Origin of the sequence: Oribacterium sinus, assembly GCF_963537195.1 — a bacterium.
GTDB lineage: Bacteria > Bacillota > Clostridia > Lachnospirales > Lachnospiraceae > Oribacterium > Oribacterium sinus_A.
This window is the reverse complement of sequence record NZ_CAUTEG010000002.1, coordinates 26,776-45,712: the sequence shown is the minus strand read 5'-3', so window position 1 is coordinate 45,712 and position 18,937 is coordinate 26,776. Positions and strand designations below refer to the sequence as shown.

Here is an 18,937-nt window from a genome sequence, read left to right as displayed (position 1 = left end):
CTCTTCTTAATCTTCTCGTTTTTGCTTTTCTTCCTTAGGCTTCTCTTCCTTCGTCTTTTTCTTGGAGGAGGGACCCTGTTCGGAAATAATTACCTCATCTCCGGAAGGTTCATCCTCATCCGAGGATTTTTCCTTTACCTTATAACGGAAATAACGATCATCCGTATCCAAATCCCGTAAATCCTCAGGCACCAACATAGCGCCCCAGGAGGTATGATAGGTACATTTGTCAGTGGGAACCGTACCTTTAGCAAAGAGCTCTGTAATCACTGCACTACCGCGATAATCCGCAAAGCAACCGGAAATGGGAAGCTTACCGGATTTTCTGCAAACCTGCTCCTCCACAATGTCCTCCGGTCTCTGGAAGCCCGGATCCGTCTTTCCTTCATGAATTCTTGTCATGATTTTCCGCCAGATATCCTTGTGGAAACCGGTACCGCCGTTATATTCCCCGGAATTACTATCCTTTAATACCTGATTATCATCGCAGCCCGCCCAGATTCCTCCTACATAATAAGGAGTAAAACCGATAAACCAGATATCTCTGTTGTCACTGGTGGTTCCGGACTTTCCCGCCTGGCTCATACCGTCAAAATGAGCTCTGGTGGAAGTGGAGCTTACCCGAACACTGGAAGAAAAGGCTCGATTGCTTTCCATGGACTCCCGCATGGCATCCGTTAAGAGATATGCTGTACTGGACTTCATCACCTGCTCCGGCTCATCCTCAGTGGTATCAATAATCACCTTTCCATTTTGGTCTTCAATCTTGGAGAAGAACTTAGCCTTCTGAAACCGTCCCTTATTAGCAATCACAGAGAAGGCTTGCGTCATTTCCAAATTGGAAACACCTCTGGTCAGACCGCCCAGTGCCAAGGCAGGATTGGCATCCTCCGGTACAAGGGAGGTAATGCCCAGGGATTCCGCATAGCGAAATCCGTTTTCCACCTTTACCGTATCCATAAGGCAACGAACTGCCACGATATTCAAGGAATAAACGATACCGTCTCTGATGCTCTGAAACCCAAGGTAACCTCCGGAATACCAGTTTTTAAAGGTTTTCTTTCCAACCGTATACTCGGAATCATAGTAGGTGGATGCCAATGTAGCGCCGTATAGATCGATAGCAGGCGCAAAGGAGGAAAGAATCTTAAAGGTGGAACCGGGCTGTCTAAGCACATTGGAGGCTCTATTTAATGTCTTACTCTGCTTCTTCTCTCCCCGACCTCCTGTTAAAGCCAGAACCTCTCCTGTGGAAGGATCCATTAAGACAAAGGATGCCTGAGGCTGTAAAACATAGTCAATACTTTCTCCCAAAATCTTATCCGAATCCACCACAACCTTATTCTTAAATTCCTCAACTCGCTTGTTGGCCTGATCCTTGGAACTGAACAAACCGTTAAAGTCCAGTCCTCTACCTTCTTTTAAGTATTTCTCTAAATCCTTTTCGCCGTAGTTAACAATGCTGCCATCCTCATGCTGGATGGTTAATCGCCAGGTAATGGAATATTTCGCCGTATCATAGTTGTCCGGATTATTAATTTCCTCATCCACAACAGCCTGTAAATCCGGATCCTGGTTGGCATAAATCCGTAAGCCGCCGGAATAAAGCAGCTTGGTAGCGTCTTCCTTACTGTAATTGAGACGCTCCATAAGGCTGTCCACCACCTGTTCCGTCAGCTCATCGGTATAATAGGAATAGGGCTTATCGTCTCCCTGGCTCACGGAATTCACATTCTGGATTCTTTCATAAACCGGATCCTGCAAAGCCTCCTGGTAGCGGGCATCATCAATATAGCCCTGCTTTAACATATTTTTTAAAACCTGCGCTCTACGGATTGCATTCTTATCAGGATGGGTAATGGGATTCAAGCCGGAAGGATTCTTGGTAATCGCCGCAATAACTGTACATTCCGAAAGATTAAGCTCCGTAACTTCTTTATTGAAATATCTTCTTGCGGCTACCTTTACCCCTAAGGTATTGGCGCCCAGATTAATAGTATTCAAATACTCCGTCAGAATACTCTTCTTCACTTCCTTCTTGCTTAAATTACTCTGATCCTCCAGCTCCAGGGCCAAATACTGCTCCTGAAACTTTCGAACATAACGCTCAAACTTTCCTTCATGCAAGCCTCCGCCGAAAACATTGTTTTTCAGAAGCTGCTGGGTGATGGTAGAGCCTCCACCGGCAGAACTGTCATCGGAAACCACACCCTTGATAGCACGCATAATGGAACGAAAATCGATACCGTTATGGCTCCAAAATCGCTCATCTTCTATGGCTACAAAGGCATTGATTAGATCCTTGGGAAGCTCCTCATAACTCACTCTTTCCCGGTTAGAGCCTTCCGTAACCAAGGTGGACATAAGATTTCCCTTTTTATCGTAAATCTTGGTAGCATATTCTGTAGGTCCTACGTGGATCTTATGAATATCCGGTGCGGAATCTAAAATTCCCCGGAACAAGCCATAGGAAAAGGAGGCTCCCAGGAAAAGACTTGCCAGCAAGAGAAATAGGCATAGACTCTTAATAATCCCTGTGAGTCTATGCCAAATACGAGCTCTTTTGCTCTTCATTTCATCTATGCGATTCTCTATATTATACCGTGTAAAATTCATAATCTTCCCTAAAATCACAAGCTCCGACGGGATGCTCCTTACATTTCCCATCCTAAAATATATACCGCTCTATTTTAGCATAAAGTATAGAAAGAAAACACAGTATTTTCCCTTAAGCCTTCCAAATTCTGTCCGGCATAACAAATTGCTGTTCTCCCTGAGCCATAGGAGCCACTTCTCCCTGAGGGAAAACCAAAACCAGCTTTCCTTCTCCATTAATATAGAAGCTTTGATCCTTCTTTACCTCAGTAAAGCCTTCATCATCCTCTCCGTCTTGGATAAAGTAGGGAAAGTCTCCCTTCTGATTATGAGCCTTCATCTGGGAAACCACTTCCTCGGACAGAAGCTTCTGATAATCCGTTCCTTTCGGAAACAGATCGGAAAGCTGCAAAAGTTTTCCGCTATGCTTATCCATAGTATAATAATGATTCTGGGTAAAGCTGTCTCCCTCCTGTTGCAAAGCGCTCAGAGCCAAGACATAATAATCCTCGGAATCCAAAATCACTTGAGAGGAAACGGACAAATTCTTATATTCACTGCTTTGAATTTCCTGCTTAAAAGAGGCAATCAGTTCGTCGGTTTTCTTCTCTATATCAAAATTAATAGCCTGAGCGGAATTAGCCTTTTCCGATTCCTTGGAAGCAACACTTCCGGCTTCCTTCCCATTAGAAGCGTTCGCCTCTCCGCTATTCTTAATCTCGCTTTCTTCGCTTCCCTGTTCCAGCTTCGGCACTACCACCTCTGCCTTATGATTTCCGTCCTCGAAGGAATATTTTCGGAAAGTAATCAGCTGAAAATAAGAGCCGATTCCCGGTATGCTTTGCAAAGCATAGGCAGTTTCTTTCGATAGATTAGGCAGTAACAAAAGCAGACAAAAGCAAGCCGCAATTGCAGAAGAAAAATATCGAATAGGAAATTTTTTTATTTTTTTCCTTGTTCTCTCATCTTCCGCTTCCTCTATGAAGCGCTCATCGATTTTAGAAAAGGCTTCTACAAAATCCCAGTCTTTCATGCGATTCCCTCGTCTTTTAAATACTTTGCCAAAGCTTGTCTGGTACGGTGCAGGCTAACTTTCACCTTGCTTTCCGTAACTTGAAAGGCTTTTGCTATTTCCTGTATCTCATCATGATAAAAATATCTTCTTACAAAGAAAACTCTCGTTTCCTTCTTTTGCTTTTCCAAAAACTGATTTAAGGCATCCACCAAAGCCTGTTGATTCACATGTTCTTCCACATTGTCCGATGAAAAATGCAAATCTTCTCCAAGCTCTTCTACGCTTTCCGTAAAGCCATCGGAAAAACGCTTTTTAGCCTTCAACATTTTTAGTTTATTAATAGAAGTATTCTTTACAATTTTTCCCAGATAAGCTCTGAGAAATTGAGGGCGTTCCGGAGGAATGGCCTGCCAGGCCTTCAGCCAGGTATCGTTGAGACACTCCTCCACATCCTCTCTTTGGGACAGCACCTGAGAAGCAATCTTTCCGCAGTAAGCTTTAAAATTCTCCTGCAGGGCTGTCAAGCCCTCTTCCTTTCTTTGCCATAATAAGTCTATAATTTCTTGCTCTTCCATAGTTCTCCTTTAGCTTTTTATGGGACTTAGAAAGGATAAGGCAAAATATTGATTTCTTTGTGAATTTTCTATTAGGCCTTCTTTACAGATAGGATGGTTCCGGTAAAGGAATCCACTTCAGATAATTCTCCGGTGTACTCTACGGTAACCTCATCTCCCTCTTTTACCTCACTAAGCCCTTCCGGAGCCTTATCAAAGTTCAGAGCATACTCCTTGCCATCATCGGTTTTAATGGAGAACATAAAGTCCTTTACTTCCAAAATGCTTCCTTTAATTTCCTTGGCATCCTTTGCTTTCTCTGCTCCTGCCTTCGCACTTTCCTGTGCTGCGGAAGACTCTGTCTTAGCGCCCTCAGACTGCTTTGTCTCTTTTCCTCCACAAGCCATCAGTCCAATACTCATCATTAAAGCTAATACAACAATTCCGGTCTTTTTCATAGTAATTCCTCCATCTTTATCAATGTTTCGGAAGCGAATTCTTCCGACATTTGGAAAGACAGAGGAAATCTCAAAAAGGTTACAAATTATTTTTATTTATTTTTATGACTGCTTTTTCCCCGCCGATTCGGCCGCTGCTTTGCAAGGTTTTCCCCCGAACCAGGGTTTCACAAAGACTGATATTATTTACGGTACGATCAAAGAGGCTTAAAGTCTCTTCCACCACAGTTTTCTTTTCCGTAGCAAGCTCTCTGTGAATGAAATCCGCCGCGTCCTTTTCCAAGGGACTAAGTAGTAAATCATCTCTTCTGGTTCCGGATTTTAAAATGTCTATAGCCGGGAAAATTCTTCTTTCCTGAAGTTCCCTATTCAACACCAGCTCCATATTTCCCGTACCCTTAAACTCCTCATAGATAACATCATCCATGCGGGAGCCGGTATCTACCAATGCGGTAGCTAAAATCGTTAAGCTGCCTCCCTCTCGGATATTTCTGGCTGCACCGAAGAAACGTTTGGGCATATGGAGAGCCGCAGAATCCATACCGCCGGACAAGACCTTTCCGGAGGATGGAACAATCAGGTTATAGGCTCTTGCCAGTCTGGTGATACTGTCCAAAAGAATACAAACATCCTGTCCCTGCTCTACCAGACGTTTTCCCCGTTCAATAGTCATCTCCGCCACTCTTTTATGATGCTCCGGCAACTCATCAAAGGTGGAGTAAATCACCTGCACCTTATCCCCCACAACTTCTTCCATCATGTCCGTCACTTCCTCGGGACGCTCATCAATCAGAAGAATCATCAAGGTCATATCCGGCTGATTTTTTAGAATAGACTGGGCAATCTGCTTTAAAAGAGTGGTTTTTCCTGCCTTGGGAGGAGAAACAATCATTCCTCTTTGTCCCTTTCCGATAGGCGCCAAGAGATCCAGCACTCTTAAAGAGGTAGGCACTCTTTTCCCTTCTCTTTCCATATAGATTCTTTCATCAGGGAAAATGGGAGTCAGCTTATCAAAATCCGGTCTTCTAAAAATGGCGGAAACCGGTAAATCATTCACCGTTTCAATATACAAAAGAGCATTGTATCTTTCCTGGGGATTTCTGGACTTGGCATAACCGTAAATCATATCCCCTGTTTTCAAATGAAAACGACGAATCATCAGAGAATTCACATAGACATCCTGCTCTCCCGGCATAAAGTTTTCGGAACGAATAAAACCATAGCCATCTGCCATAACCTCCAGGATTCCATGGGCTTCCTTGGCATCCGTGTCTCTGGGGCCTTCTCTACGAACTTCTTCTCTGGGCACATTGTCCCGGGAAGAAGTGTCAAAAGACTCTTCTCCCCCATCAGTGTTTTGGGAGCCTTCTTCATAAGTCTCATTAGAAACAATTTCTTTCACTTTCGTTGCTTCAATTTTCGCTGTTTCAGTTTTTTTTGCTTCTGTCTTCTCTTTATTCGCTACAGTCTTCTCTTTTTTTACTCTCCCCTTTTCCGCCTTCACTGCGTCCCGGTCTTCCTTCACTGTCGCCGTCTCTTCTGTGACAGACTCATCCTCCAAAGGGGACTTTTTCCTGCTTCTTGTTTTTTTCTCAACGGATTGCAGCTCCGTCTCCCTATCCGCTGATAAGGATGCATCTTTCTTTTTTGCAGAGACTTTGCGCGGTTTTGTGCCGGCTTTGCTCTCCTCTGTCACAGTCTGCAGCAGTTCTTCTTGAATCTCCGTGGATTTTTTTCTTGGCATAAATACTCCTTTGATGGAAAAAATGAAATATAATATAGAATTACTTTATTAAAATGAATAAGCTAGGAAGTTTGATTCAGGGGAAGCCCTGATAAGAAAAGAGGGACGGAAATCCGAGAAGATTTCCTCCCTATGTTTAGGATGGACCTGATGGGAGTCGAACCCATGTCCGAAAACGAATTCCCTCTCCTTCTACTATCATAGTACGCTTCAAGATTCCCCACTAGGATAAGATGCGCACGTCTTGTCCCAGCCGGTATCCTCTAAATACGCCCGGTTGCGGGAGGAACCGCAACAGTCGTTTCTCACAAAAATGAGGTCAGGATCTTCCCGTGTGAGTGCAGGAAGGCTGGCCAGCAGCGCTTAGGCTGCTAATGCGTAACTATCGTTAGCGTTTAAATTTAAGTTTGAAGTTTAACGCGACTTCTTTCGGATAGCTTCTAAAGCTGCATCATCCCCGTCGAAACCGGTACAAGCCCTAAAACAGTCTTATTGTACGAGGAAAATATCTATTTGTAAAGGATTAGCTTTATTTCTTTATCAACTGACAAAATCTTTACTCTATTCTTGATTCTCCATCATTTTGAAAGAAAAGAATACTGTTTAATGAGCGATTTTAGCAGATATTTTTCTATCCCCTCATAGAAGAAAGCAATAACTCCTCTATATTAGACAAATATACATTTTCTCCTTCTGTTTTTCCTCTTCCGTGCTACAATAAGATTGTTAAATAAATAACCATTCCTTTTCAGAACACTTTTCCCTAAAAGCTGTTCAAAAAGCTATGGACTAAGTTGTACAAAGAGTCTAGAAAAGAAATTGCTTGAAAGATGCCAAGGAGGTTCAAAATGAAAAAACTTAGAGAAATGAGAAATCCGTTGAAATATGTTCAGGGTAGAGACGCTTTGCTTTCCTTCTGTAAGGAAACAGAGTATATGGGAAAAAATTACCTCTTTGTCTGCTCTCATAGTGCCTATGAAGCCTGCCATGACAAATTAGAAAAAAGCTTCGAAGGAACGGATAAAGTTCGTCATTATGAAATCTTCGGAGGCATTTCCAGTGAATCGGAAATTTCCAGAATGCGGAAAATCGTAGAGGAACAGGGCATTGATACCGTGGTTGGTGTTGGTGGCGGTTCCGCCGTGGATACAGCGAAGGCAACAGCCTTTTATGAGAAGAAGCATATTGTCATTATCCCTACCGTTGTAGCCACCGATGCGCCCTGTACCGGTCTTTCCGTGATTTACCACGATGACGGCTCCTTCAAGGAGTACCTCTTCTATCCCACCAATCCGGACTGTGTTCTGGTAGACAGCACCGTAATCGCCAATGCACCGGTTCGCTACCTGATTGCCGGTATGGGAGATGCACTGGGAACCTATTTCGAAGGAAGAGCCTCTCTTCGTACCGAATCTCCCAGTTTGGAAAATGCAGGAATTCCCGGAGCAGGAATGGTGCTTGCCAAGTATTGCTACGATAACCTGAAGAAATACGGAGAAGCCGCTCTTCTGGCCTGTGAAAATCATGTAGTCACCAAGGCCTTGGAAAACATCATTGAAGCCTGTGTTTACCTCTCCGGCGTAGGAGCTGACAATGTAAATGTTGCCGCTGCCCATTCCTTCTACAACGGTCTTACTTCTTTAGGCGGTCACAGCGCTCCCCACGGAAATTGTGTAGCCTTCGGTACTCTGGTACAGCTTTGTCTGGAGGGTGTAAAGAAGGAGGAATTTGAGGAGGTTCAAGATTTCTGCGTTGCCGTAGGACTTCCCATTACCTTGGCAGAGCTGGGTGATTTTTCCGATGCAGACCTCCACACCATCGCCAAAAATGCCTGTGTTCCCGGAGAAACCATCCATAATCTGGCAGGAGATGTAACGGAAACAGAGCTTTATGATGCCATGATTGCGGCAGATGCCTTAGGTAAGAAGAAAAAGGGAAGCTGTTAAAAGATATAGAACTATTTTTTTCAATTCTTTATTATCAAATCTCCATAAGTACATGGATTATCACCGACATTATCGATAATCCATGTGTTTTTTTATCGCCGGCTATATCATATTCAATGTGCTTTTTTATCCCCATTTAAAATAGATTGTATAGCATCATTAATTGAGTCTGAAAATACATAAAATGCTCCATTTGGATAAGAAAAATCCTTTTCTATCCCCTTGAATCTCCACATTAAATATTGTAAATTGATAGAGAAAATTAAAAAATAAAATCAGGAGCTTTTATGAAACTTACAAAAATCGTCTGCCCTAATTGTAACGGTACCTTGGATATTCCGGAGGGAATGAAGGAAGGCTTTGTAACCTGTAAATTTTGTAATACCAAGATTTACCTGGAGCCTCACAAACCGGATATCACACAAAATATCCATATTGACAAAGTAAACTACAATACTCCCTATACAGCCCCCCCAAAAAAGGAATCTCCAAAATATCTATTAGGGATTCTTCTTGCGGTACTATTTTTACCAAGCATTATTATATGCCTTAGCTTAAGTCGAATTTTCTATCAAAGCTCCGACTCCTCCGCCCCAACTGCATTAGCTTCAAGCTACTGCACTACGCCGGAGGACAGTACTGTAATCAGCTTTGTGGAACAGGTCTTCGCTAAGCCTGTCTCGGAACTGACTCCTGAGGAATATGGTTCCATTCAATATTTGGATATCCGGAAAAAATCGGGAAAAAGTGACAATGCCGCTGAACAATGGGTATTTTCGTATGCTGAAAGCGTAGATGAAGCAGGAGAAGCTTTAGAAAAAAAGACCATTTTCCTCCCCTCTACAGACTCCATCGACGAATCCAGCCTTCAGGCTTTTACAGGCCTTGTGAGCCTGAAATTAGATGGAAATATAAGCTTCAGCTATGATAATACGAGCTATAGCCAAGATTTGAAAAATCTAGGCAATTTAAAGTATTATTCCGACCAATATATCTATGCCGCAGATTTAAAAAGGATTCTTCCCCATCCGGAGGAGATTTTAGGAATTTCCGGAGTGAATTTTTCTCATACTTTATCCACATATTGGTCTCAAGATAACGAAGAGATAAGCATTGAAAATATCTTGAGCGAATTCACTTCTTTGGAATCTCTTGGCGTTCGTGTAGATGAAGATTATGAGGGCGGGCTGCTTTTTCTAAGGAACCTTCCCTCTTTAAAAAGTCTCTCCCTTAATATTATAGGAAATGATGCGGTGGTTTTAGACCTTTCCCCCCTTTCTTCTCTTAGTAACTGTACCGATCTTTCCATTACCGGCCCCAATAATGAGCCTCTGGACAATGTTAGTGTTTTATCCGGTATGCCTCAGCTTGAAAATCTAAAGCTTAAGGATATAACAAGCCTAAAGGATTTAAGCTTTGTAAAAAACATGCCCAAGCTAAAGAGCTTGAGTTTAGATACCTTACCTATTCTTTCCTTAGACGGGCTGGCCAATCATCTATCCTTAAACAGCTTATATCTGGATTGCCATGATGTGGAAAACGTAAATGCTTTACCCACTCTGACTTCCTTACAAAAACTGTATATCAACTACCATACCTTTGACTTACCGGATTTACACGGCTTAACAGCTTTGGAAGAAGCGAATCTTTTGGTTTGGGATTTGGACAAGATTGCCCACATGCCCTCTTTAAAGAAGTTGACAATTCGAAACTATATGTCCGATTACAGTGCGGACGTTTTACGAGGAATGACATCCCTAAGCGACCTCTGCTTTGTAGGACGCGGAATCACCGGGCTGGTAGATACGGACTTGGGAAATGCATTGCGGGAGCTTCCCGCTTTGGAACGTCTTACCATGCTGGGAACCCCTATGGATCGCTATAAGGATTACACGAAAGCCCTTTCCAATATCGGGGTAAGGGAAATGTACTTTTATCCTGAGGATGACAGTAATGTAGCGGATGGTCCGGTTCTCAGTCTTTCCTTAAGTCGAATGGAAGAGGACAACAGCACGGAAATTCTAGCCCTGGAAAAGGCGGAGATTCACAATGTGGATGATGACAGCAGGAACTTTGATCAAAATGCCAAAGCTTATCTGTCTCATTTTAAGGCAGTAAAAAAACTGATGATTCCCGGAAACAAACTGCAAAGCCTGGATTGTCTGGAAGGATTAAATACTATTGAAGAGCTGGATATCTCCGACAATTACATTTCCGATATCAGTATGCTACGGAATCTTCCTAATTTAAAGAAGGTAAAGCTGTCCGGAAATTCCATCGCCAATATGGAGATCCTACCGGATACGGTAGAGGTTGTGGATTCCTTTGATTAGGAAAATTTGTGTACTGAAAGTTTAGAATGAGAACGTATCATTCAGGGCTATACGATTTCAAAAAAGGCAAAATTCTGTTTGATATCCATGGAAAATTCAAGGCAGAAAGAGGAAGCAAATGAAATTTTTTTACTATTTAATAGAAGGAAGTAGGAGTACATATCAATCCCCATTTTTAGTCCAACTTCTTCTCCTTTTCATAGGCCTTATTTGGCTGTTCCGACGTCTAATCATCTTAAGAACAGGGGGCAGTTTTTTTGCCCCCTACCATATCGTGGGAGATACTCTTTATATTCATGCAGGATTAATCTGTATCGGAAAACGGGCCATTCCCTTTTCCGAAATGCGTGCCGTCCATGTGGATCCTATCCATAACCGTCATGGAGAAAGATATTATGCTATTCAAATTCTGAGAAAGTCCGGACTGCATAAGTTCTTCACCATTACGAATAACGAACAGGGCAAGGTGTATCTGGAAGAATTGAAGGAAGCTTTGCGAAAGCATGGCGTAGGGGTGAGATATCTTTCCAAAGAATGATGAGGGAAAGACTACAATGATTGCAAATATTCGCTCTGATGCAGTATAGGGCTGTTAAGGGACACGCTCCCGCTAACCTCGCCTTCGTAGCAGTACTAACTTCAAGCTTCGCAATGCTCGCTTTCAGTAAGTACTGACGGGCTCAGATTGCCCCCATTGCAGCCTCCTACTGCATCATTCGCTTCATCTTTTTGACATTTGCAGTCCTTCACTTCGCTGAGCTTCTGCAAATACCGACGGGCTCAGATTGTTCCCATTACAGACTCTATTGCATTATTAGCTTCATCTTCTGAACCTTTACAGTCCTTTACTGTCCTGAATTACTGTAAGTTCCTGCCGTTACTTACTCAGGCTTTGTCTATATTTCGTAACGCTCTTCCCGGTCCATATTGTAAATGCTCTGAGGAAGGAGTTTTGCTCTGCATAGCCCAGCAAGTCAGGGTTGAAACTGAGAAAGCAAAATGACACCCTATGAAGCAATATCATAGAGTTCCAATATTTCATCAATTTACGCCATTTGTCATTTTAAGCAAATATCAAAAGAAACTCTTCTCTTTCGAATTCTTTCACCAATCGGAACTACAACTGCTATAAATTTTCCTCAACTATTCTTTTTTTGATTTTGCAAAACTTTATATGGTGCTAAATCTTCAGAAACCAATCTCCTTTCAAACATAGGAATACCATACTCTCGTTTCATGGCATCAACAGTCACCACCCATTGTTTTCCATATTTACAGGCATCAACACCATTAACCAGCTTTCCATAAGTAATAGCCTTACGAAGGGTACTCTCATTTAGTCCCCATAGCCTGGTAGCATCAGTAAATGCTATAATATTATCAAATGGAGTTTGTACAGATTTTCCATTTTCAAAAAGTTCATCACAAGATAAGTCTAATTCATCATTCCAAATGATTCCATACCCTCCCACGTCAACTTCCACAGCAGAGAATAACTTAGGGTTTTCTTGTAGCGCCTTAAAAGCTGCCCATTTTGAAAATAAGGGTTTTACGTCATATATTTTCGTAATCCCTTCTACAAATTGAATACTTAAGAAAAAATTTGGAAGTGCACTGATCGCTTTAACTTTATGCATCATTTAAACAACTCCTTACTCTAATGGAGCAAGAGATTTAAACTCCTGCGTATCCCACATTTGCAAAAGATCTATTTTATGTAGCTCAATCCATTCCTTAACCATAGTTAATGCCTTAGGGGGCAAATACCCCTCCAAAATCTCGCCAGTCTGGATTGTGATAGCTGCCATTTCTTCACCATACAATGCGTGAATATGAGGCGGATTATGTTCTGCCTGTTGAAAATACATTCTAATGATAATTCCATAAAATCTGGATAATACCGGCATGTTATAGCTCCTTTATATTCATAATATCCACTCTGAACAAAGTGTATTTTATACTGCTTATTGTATCACGTTTCCGTGATTTTTTGTAAATTAATTTCACAAAAGAAGACAGGGAATTCTCCCTGCCTTTTTATCTCTTAATTTCCTCTAGAAAGCTTTTCTGAAAACTATTACAGCTTTTCCTTACTAAGTTCCTTCTCGAACTCCCGCACATACTCCACAAAATACTCCACCCCAAGTTTTAAGACATTTTCATCTATAGCAAAATAGGGGCTGTGCTGGGGATAACGAAGTTCTTCCTCCGGGAAGCCGGCACCAAGGAAAAGAAGGCATTTTGGCGCCTTAAACTTGGCAAAGTCCTCTCCCCCCATCTGGGGCTCCCAATCCAGCACATTTTCTTCCCCAAAAACCTTCGCAGCTGCTCTTTTTCCCGTATCCACACAGGCTGTATCGTTAATCATGGGAGGCGGCCCAAGGTGGTAGTCAACGGTTATTTCCGTTCTCGTAGCCTCTGCCACACCCTTTGCTACACGATTTAGAATCTCCGGATACTGCTTACGAATCTCCGGGTTAAAGGTTCTGGCCGTTCCCTTTAAATGAGCCTCTCCGGGAATAACGTTGTAGGCATTGCCGGAGCTGAAAGAGGTGACACTGATCACTGCCGGCTCCAGGGGGCTGATTTCTCTGGATACGATGCGTTGCAAAGACATTACCAACTCCGAACCGGCAACAACGGGATCAACAGTCTGATGGGGCAGTGCGCCATGCCCTCCCTTTCCCTTTACGAAAATGCCAAAGGTGTCTGTAGCTGTCATCACCGCACCGTAACGAATGGAGGCTGTTCCTGCCGGAAGCTTACTCCAAATGTGCAAGGCTATCATTCGATCGCAGGATAATGCCTCAGGATCCTCCTTCATATAGCCGGCTCCGCTATCCTCAATGCACTCCTCTGCCGGTTGAAATAAAAGCTTTACAGTAACCGTAAGCTCCTCTTCCATTTGCTTTAAAAGCTTTGCCGTTCCCAGCAGGATGGTAATGTGAGTGTCATGACCGCAGGCATGCATCAAGCCCTCCGTCTTGGACTTCCAAGCACAGTCCGAAAGTTCCGTCACCGGAAGGGCATCAATATCCGCCCGAATCCCGATAACCTTTCCTGTTGACTTCTTTCCCTGAATGCTGGCAATAACACCGGTTTTACAGGACTTTTTATAGGGGATCCCCAGCTTATCCAGATATTCCATGATTTTTTCCTGAGTATGAAATTCCTGCCAGGACAGCTCCGGATGCTCGTGAAAATACCGGCGAAGCTTCACCAACTCTTCTTGAAAATCTTCCGGCCTAGCCGCTTGAATATCTTTTTCACTATCTGCTGGTTTATCTTCGTGGATATTTGCTTGGATATTTGCTTGGATATCCGCTTCGTTATTTACTTTATTATGAATGTCCATTGTTTTTGCCTCCGTCCTTACTCTTAGCTTGGATCTGTTTTCCTACAGTTCTTTCTTACTATTCTTTATTGCTATTCTTTATTGCTATTCTTTATTGCTATTCTTTTTTACTGACCTTTCTTACTATACTATCCTACTATTTTGTCTTGCCATTTTCCCATTCTATTCGCTTTGAAAAGCCATGACAATACGATTTTTTCCATGAATCCAGACAAAAACTCATATCCTTCAATATAATTATTTATTTTATAGCAATTTTATACAAATTTTAAGAGCTTTTCTCTCTACGATTTTCTGTCTTTTAGTTCCATTTCTCCATAAAATAGCATTGTAAAATAACGATATTATGATATCATTAATTTATTTAAACAATAAATTTTGCTTATCTTAGGAGGTATTTACAAATGAGGACAATTCCCCAATTCATTATGAAGAGGGTCCAGGGACGGGTTTTAGCTGTTGTGACATTTTTACTTGCACTTACCCTATCTCTTGGATTTATGCCATCCAACCTGCAGAGGGTATATGCCCAGGAAGAGAATCTCTATCTGGATGGTCAAAACGGTAACGACGAGAACGATGGAACTACACAGGAAACTGCCGTAAAATCCTTCGAAAAAGCAAAACAAATGGCAACGGAAAATCCTTATATCGAGGTTATTTACGTTGTAGACACTGTTCCTGTTGACGGTGAAGTAAGTCTGGACAATACCAATGCCATTCTTATGAGAAACCCGGGATTTTCAGGATATCTTTTAAGCATTTCAGCCGGAAAAGAAGCTACACTTCGAAATATTACCATCGACGGTGGCGGAGAAAATGACGGAAAAACCAGAGAATCTCTGATTAAGGTTTCCGGCAATTTAAATATTGAAGAGGATGCCATCTTAGAAAACAATTTTGTAACTGTTACTGAAGGAATCGATGCTAACGGAGGTGCCATCTACGCGATTTCCGATACCAAAAAGGTTGTTATTAATATGACCGGCGGAATTATCCGGAACAATAGCGCTTTCTTTGGCGGCGGAGTTTTTTTATTAGATAATACCACTTTCAATATGTCCGGGGGAGAAATCAGAGAAAACAAGGCCATTTCCCCAAATACTTTTAACGGCAATCCCTTTGTAAGTGGAGGCGGAATCTGCGCATACCGCAGTTCTACCATTAACCTAAGCGGCGATGCTTTGATTGCTGATAACTACTGTCATGAGTATGGAGGCGGTATTGCACTGGGCTCTATCATTGACGTTACCGAAGGGAATACCTTAAACATGACCGGCGGAACCATCAGCGGAAACAAAGCAGGAGCAAGCGGTGGCGGTATCTTTATCCAGTGCGGACTGTCTACCGGAAATTCCGTTGCCAACATTTCCGAAGGAAAGATTATTAACAATGCCATGACCGGTGAAGGCTATGGAAACAAGCACTTTGGCGGCGGCGGTATCTACGTAAACGGTAAGGCGGAAATCCTTCGCGGTAAGCAGGGTGTTTTAAACCTGACCAATGCTTTGATTACCGATAATACTGCAGAGACTGAAGGTGGCGGATATGCTTCCTGCCCCACTTCCAATACAGGAATCAATGTAAAGAACGGTGTTGCTATCTTCGGAAACCATTCTGAAAAGGCACAGGATATTTATATCGAGGCGGGTTACCGTTACGGTTATGTAAGTAGCGGTTCTCCCAAGTATGCTATCTCCTCCTTTATGCTGGGTGGAACTCCCTATAACTGGAAAAATGATGAAAATGAAGAGCTTCCCATCAACAAGTTAGAGGGTGAATTAAGCTCCGCTACAGGCGAAATCTTAGGATTACACTCTGACGTGACTGAAGACGCTGAGGCGGAAGGCTTGGCCAAGGTCATCATTTCCGGAAATACCTCTGCTACCCGTGGCGGCGGAATCGGCTCCAACGGAACCGTAAACACCGGAGAAAAGAAGGTCATTTCCATCAAGGTCAATAAGACCTGGAAATATGACAATCCGGAAACCCGTCCTACCAGCATTATCGTAGAACTTTATCGCGTAAATAAAGAAGATTCGGCAAATCCCATTTACATCGGCCAAGAGACCATGACAGAAGCCGATGATTGGAGCATCAGCTTTAAGAACCTTCCAAAGATTGATGAAAATGACGAACTTTATCAGTACACTATTAAGGAAAAAGGCACTGAGGGGTATTCTGTGAAAATGAGCGGAAATCAAACCAGCGGATTTAAGCTTGTAAATGTTCCCGGAATCATTCTTACCGTAGAAAAGAAGTGGAACGGCGAAAGTGCAAATCAGGTAGAGATTAAGCTTCTGGCAGATGGCGCCACCAAGGAGAAGGTAACTCTTACCGAAGCCGATCAGTGGAAGCACAGCTTTGTAAATCTTCCCAAGTTTGATGCCAATGACGGACACGAGATTGTTTACACCGTAGAAGAGGTGGCATTAAGCGGATATACATCAGAAATCAGCGGAGATGCAGCTAACGGATATATTGTTACCAATACAAAGACCATTACTCCTCCAAGCCCCACTCCTGAAACACCGCCAACACCATCACCAAGACCGAACAGACCTTCTACCCCCACACCATCCACTCCTACACCTTCTAATCCCACACCATCCACTCCTCCTACCCCGACGGTAGCCGGTGAGTCCAGACCTACACCTACTCCGGACTCCAGTGAAGTAACGGAAAATGAAGTAAAACCTGAGCTTGTTCCTCAGGTTTTAGGAGAATCCAGACCGGTAGCAGACAATAAGCGTGATACCCCAACCGGAGACAGCTCTAAGCTTCTCCTCTGGGCAGGCTTCTTCGGTCTATCCGTATTAGGACTTGCTTACTATGGATTAAAGAGAACAGTGAAGAGATAAGATTTCAAAAAAAGATGTCGTAGATTTTCTACGGCATCTTTTTTATATAAAAAGAGCTGCAATCGCTTTCAACTATATAATTTAATTTATACAGCTCTTTTTATTCTAATGATTGATTTGAAAAGTCTACGATATCTTATTTTGAAATTGCCTCTATGGAGGCTTTAAGCCCTCTTACAATCTCTGATAGTGCTAAGGATGGTTTGTCTTTTTTCTCTACTGTCTGTTCAGGGATATAGGGAACATGGATAAATCCTGCCTTGATGGGCAAAGCATTTATCTGAATAAAATACAGCACTGAATACAGCAAATGGTTACAAACATAGGTTCCCGCTGAATTGGATAGTACAGCGGGGAGTCCTTCTTTTTTGATAGCTTCCACCATGGCTTTTACCGGCAGAGTTGAAAAATAGGCATTTTTCCCATCGAGATAAATGGGCCTGTCCACCGGCTGATTGCCTTCGTTGTCCGGAATTCTGGCGTCATCTATGTTAATGGCAATTCTTTCCGGAGTAATCTCCGCCCTTCCTCCTGCCTGTCCTATGGAAAGGACAAAATCCGGCTTTTCTTTTTCTATGGTCTCTAGCACAAGTAGAGCAGACTTTCCAAAAACTGTTGGTACTTCTAACTTTAGAACTTCAAGATTTCCTATTTTATCCGGCAATAACTTCATGGCCTCCAGCGCCGGATTAATACTCTCCCCATCAAAGGGAGTAAAGGCTGTCAGTAATATTTTCAAGGATTAACCTCCGATTCTATTTCTTTTAAGAGCGTTTCATAAACATGACATGCGCTATTTACATTCTTTTCAAGGGAAGTTTAAGAGCCCTCTATCAAATATCTTTAAAACAAGAAATCCCCAACTCCTCTCCCGCTTTCTGAAGAGTTTCAAAGGGAATACTCCCCTCATCAAAGTATAGTTGATTTCCTGTTTCCGATAGTTGGGTAACAAGGATGGAGAGTTTGGGATGCTTGGGACGTTTTATTTCGTCCCTACGCTCTAAACAATTTAAGGAATCCCTATCCCTAAGTACCGGTGCAAAAAAGGCTTCCAAGCTCTCATGCTTTGCATAGCGTAAAGTTCCCTGCCATTCATTGGGCCGGTTGGTCAGATCCTCTCCCACTCCGGGAAGTTCAGAAGGGTCCACTTCACAGGGTAAAGGGCCATTTCCGTGACGGGTGACATAAGGGCGAGTCACATAGATAGCTTCCTCTAGGGATAAGCCTCGTTTTTCTAAAAAGACGGCCGAATTATGGATTCCGGTTTTGGAAGAAGTCAAATGAGGCGCATAAGCTTCATAGTCCTGATCCAAAAGTAAGCCCTGTCCTGTCTCAAAAATCAAATTTTGGAACTCCTCCAGCCATTTTCTATCCGCATCCACTAATTTCAGTAGCTTCACATTCTCCTTCACTTCTATCATAAAGTTTTCCAGTACCGTCTCATTATTTAGCATCTCATAGGATGGATTCGAGGGATATATTCCCAAGATTTTTGCTCTTCTTTCCGTATATTCTTTTCGAATCTGCTTTAAACGGTCTAATAAATCTTGCTTGCTCCATCCAGCAAGCTCTTCCACAGTAATTCCGTAACCGGCGGCATTTCGCTGCACACATTCCTCTATGCCCATACCGCAGGAACCGTGGCGATTCTTGCCTCTGGCCACCTCCGCTCCCATATTTAAAAGTACATCCTCTACAGTCGTTACTCGAACATTTTTTTCAGAATAAAGAATGGGCCGGAAGCCAAAGAGCTCCGTAAACTCTTTCACTTCCTTGCCCAGCTGAAATAAGTCCGGCATAAAGCTATCGGCAAATAAAGTAGGCACATGGTACTCCGCTCCGGCGCCAATCTGATGATGGACAAAACGCCATTTTCCTTTCGGATCTTCTACCGTGTGACCTGCCTGTCCGCCGCCATTATGTTTAATAATCAACGCATTCTTAAGGGATGAGGCAAGACGGCTACAAGTAAAGCCCTTTCCTTCATCCCCAAAATTCTTGCCGATAACCGCAATTGTTCTCATAAATTAATCTTGTTATCCTTTTGCTAATGACTGCTATTTCTTATAGGTATGA

At 42.7% G+C, this 18,937-nt stretch carries 14 protein-coding genes and 1 other RNA gene; 4 read left to right on the top strand and 11 right to left on the bottom strand.

The features are described 5' to 3' along the window. Positions 1–6: 6 nt before the first annotated feature. From RYL27_RS00745 to ssrA, 6 genes are all read right to left on the bottom strand, one after another. Entirely contained in the window at positions 7–2,616 is a 2,610-nt protein-coding gene (locus RYL27_RS00745) for a transglycosylase domain-containing protein (protein ID WP_314964489.1), read from the bottom strand. 112 nt (positions 2,617–2,728) lie between these two features. After that, on the bottom strand, positions 2,729–3,628 hold the full coding sequence (locus tag RYL27_RS00740; protein ID WP_314964485.1) for an RsiV family protein: 900 nt from the start codon (positions 3,626–3,628) through the stop codon (positions 2,729–2,731). Beyond that, on the bottom strand, positions 3,625–4,185 hold the full coding sequence (locus tag RYL27_RS00735; protein WP_183684849.1) for an RNA polymerase sigma factor: 561 nt from the start codon (positions 4,183–4,185) through the stop codon (positions 3,625–3,627). Before RYL27_RS00735 ends, RYL27_RS00740 begins: the two co-directional genes overlap by 4 nt. Before the next feature lie 71 nt (positions 4,186–4,256). Next, a complete protein-coding gene (locus tag RYL27_RS00730; RefSeq protein WP_007155998.1) occupies positions 4,257–4,622 on the bottom strand; it encodes a hypothetical protein in 366 nt (121 codons plus the stop codon). A gap of 79 nt (positions 4,623–4,701) precedes the next feature. Then, positions 4,702–6,366: a transcription termination factor Rho gene (gene rho, locus RYL27_RS00725; RefSeq protein ID WP_314964481.1), complete on the bottom strand. Its 1,665-nt coding sequence runs from the start codon at positions 6,364–6,366 to the stop codon at positions 4,702–4,704. Positions 6,367–6,505: 139 nt separating this feature from the next. Next, positions 6,506–6,845: a transfer-messenger RNA gene (gene ssrA / locus RYL27_RS00720) on the bottom strand. Between the two features lie 369 nt (positions 6,846–7,214). Here ssrA and RYL27_RS00715 point away from each other — a divergent pair. From RYL27_RS00715 to RYL27_RS00705, 3 genes are all read left to right on the top strand, one after another. Continuing rightward, positions 7,215–8,312, top strand: a complete 1,098-nt coding sequence (locus tag RYL27_RS00715) for a glycerol dehydrogenase (RefSeq protein WP_314964478.1) — start codon at positions 7,215–7,217, stop codon at positions 8,310–8,312. A 287-nt stretch (positions 8,313–8,599) separates the two neighbouring features. After that, entirely contained in the window at positions 8,600–10,645 is a 2,046-nt protein-coding gene (locus tag RYL27_RS00710; protein ID WP_314964475.1) for a leucine-rich repeat domain-containing protein, read from the top strand. Positions 10,646–10,763: 118 nt separating this feature from the next. After that, positions 10,764–11,183: a hypothetical protein gene (locus RYL27_RS00705; RefSeq protein WP_314344654.1), complete on the top strand. Its 420-nt coding sequence runs from the start codon at positions 10,764–10,766 to the stop codon at positions 11,181–11,183. A gap of 601 nt (positions 11,184–11,784) precedes the next feature. Here the strand turns inward: RYL27_RS00705 and RYL27_RS00700 are convergent. The 3 genes from RYL27_RS00700 to RYL27_RS00690 form a co-directional block, all read right to left on the bottom strand. Continuing rightward, positions 11,785–12,285, bottom strand: a complete 501-nt coding sequence (locus RYL27_RS00700) for a DUF2442 domain-containing protein (RefSeq protein ID WP_183684855.1) — start codon at positions 12,283–12,285, stop codon at positions 11,785–11,787. Positions 12,286–12,297: 12 nt separating this feature from the next. Next, positions 12,298–12,552, bottom strand: coding sequence for a DUF4160 domain-containing protein (locus tag RYL27_RS00695; RefSeq protein ID WP_183684856.1), 255 nt, complete (start codon positions 12,550–12,552; stop codon positions 12,298–12,300). A gap of 170 nt (positions 12,553–12,722) precedes the next feature. Beyond that, the gene (locus RYL27_RS00690) at positions 12,723–14,000 is read right to left on the bottom strand and encodes a M20 metallopeptidase family protein (RefSeq protein WP_314964469.1); all 1,278 of its coding nucleotides are present in this window, start codon (positions 13,998–14,000) and stop codon (positions 12,723–12,725) included. Positions 14,001–14,404: 404 nt separating this feature from the next. On the opposite strand from RYL27_RS00690, the gene RYL27_RS00685 reads away from it, so the two are divergent. Then, entirely contained in the window at positions 14,405–16,861 is a 2,457-nt protein-coding gene (locus tag RYL27_RS00685; protein WP_314964466.1) for a Cna B-type domain-containing protein, read from the top strand. Positions 16,862–16,997: 136 nt separating this feature from the next. Here the strand turns inward: RYL27_RS00685 and pcp are convergent, their stop codons facing one another. Beyond that, a complete protein-coding gene (gene pcp / locus RYL27_RS00680; protein ID WP_314964463.1) occupies positions 16,998–17,600 on the bottom strand; it encodes a pyroglutamyl-peptidase I in 603 nt (200 codons plus the stop codon). 94 nt (positions 17,601–17,694) lie between these two features. After that, on the bottom strand, positions 17,695–18,885 hold the full coding sequence (locus RYL27_RS00675; RefSeq protein ID WP_314964460.1) for an adenylosuccinate synthetase: 1,191 nt from the start codon (positions 18,883–18,885) through the stop codon (positions 17,695–17,697). Positions 18,886–18,937 lie beyond the last annotated feature (52 nt).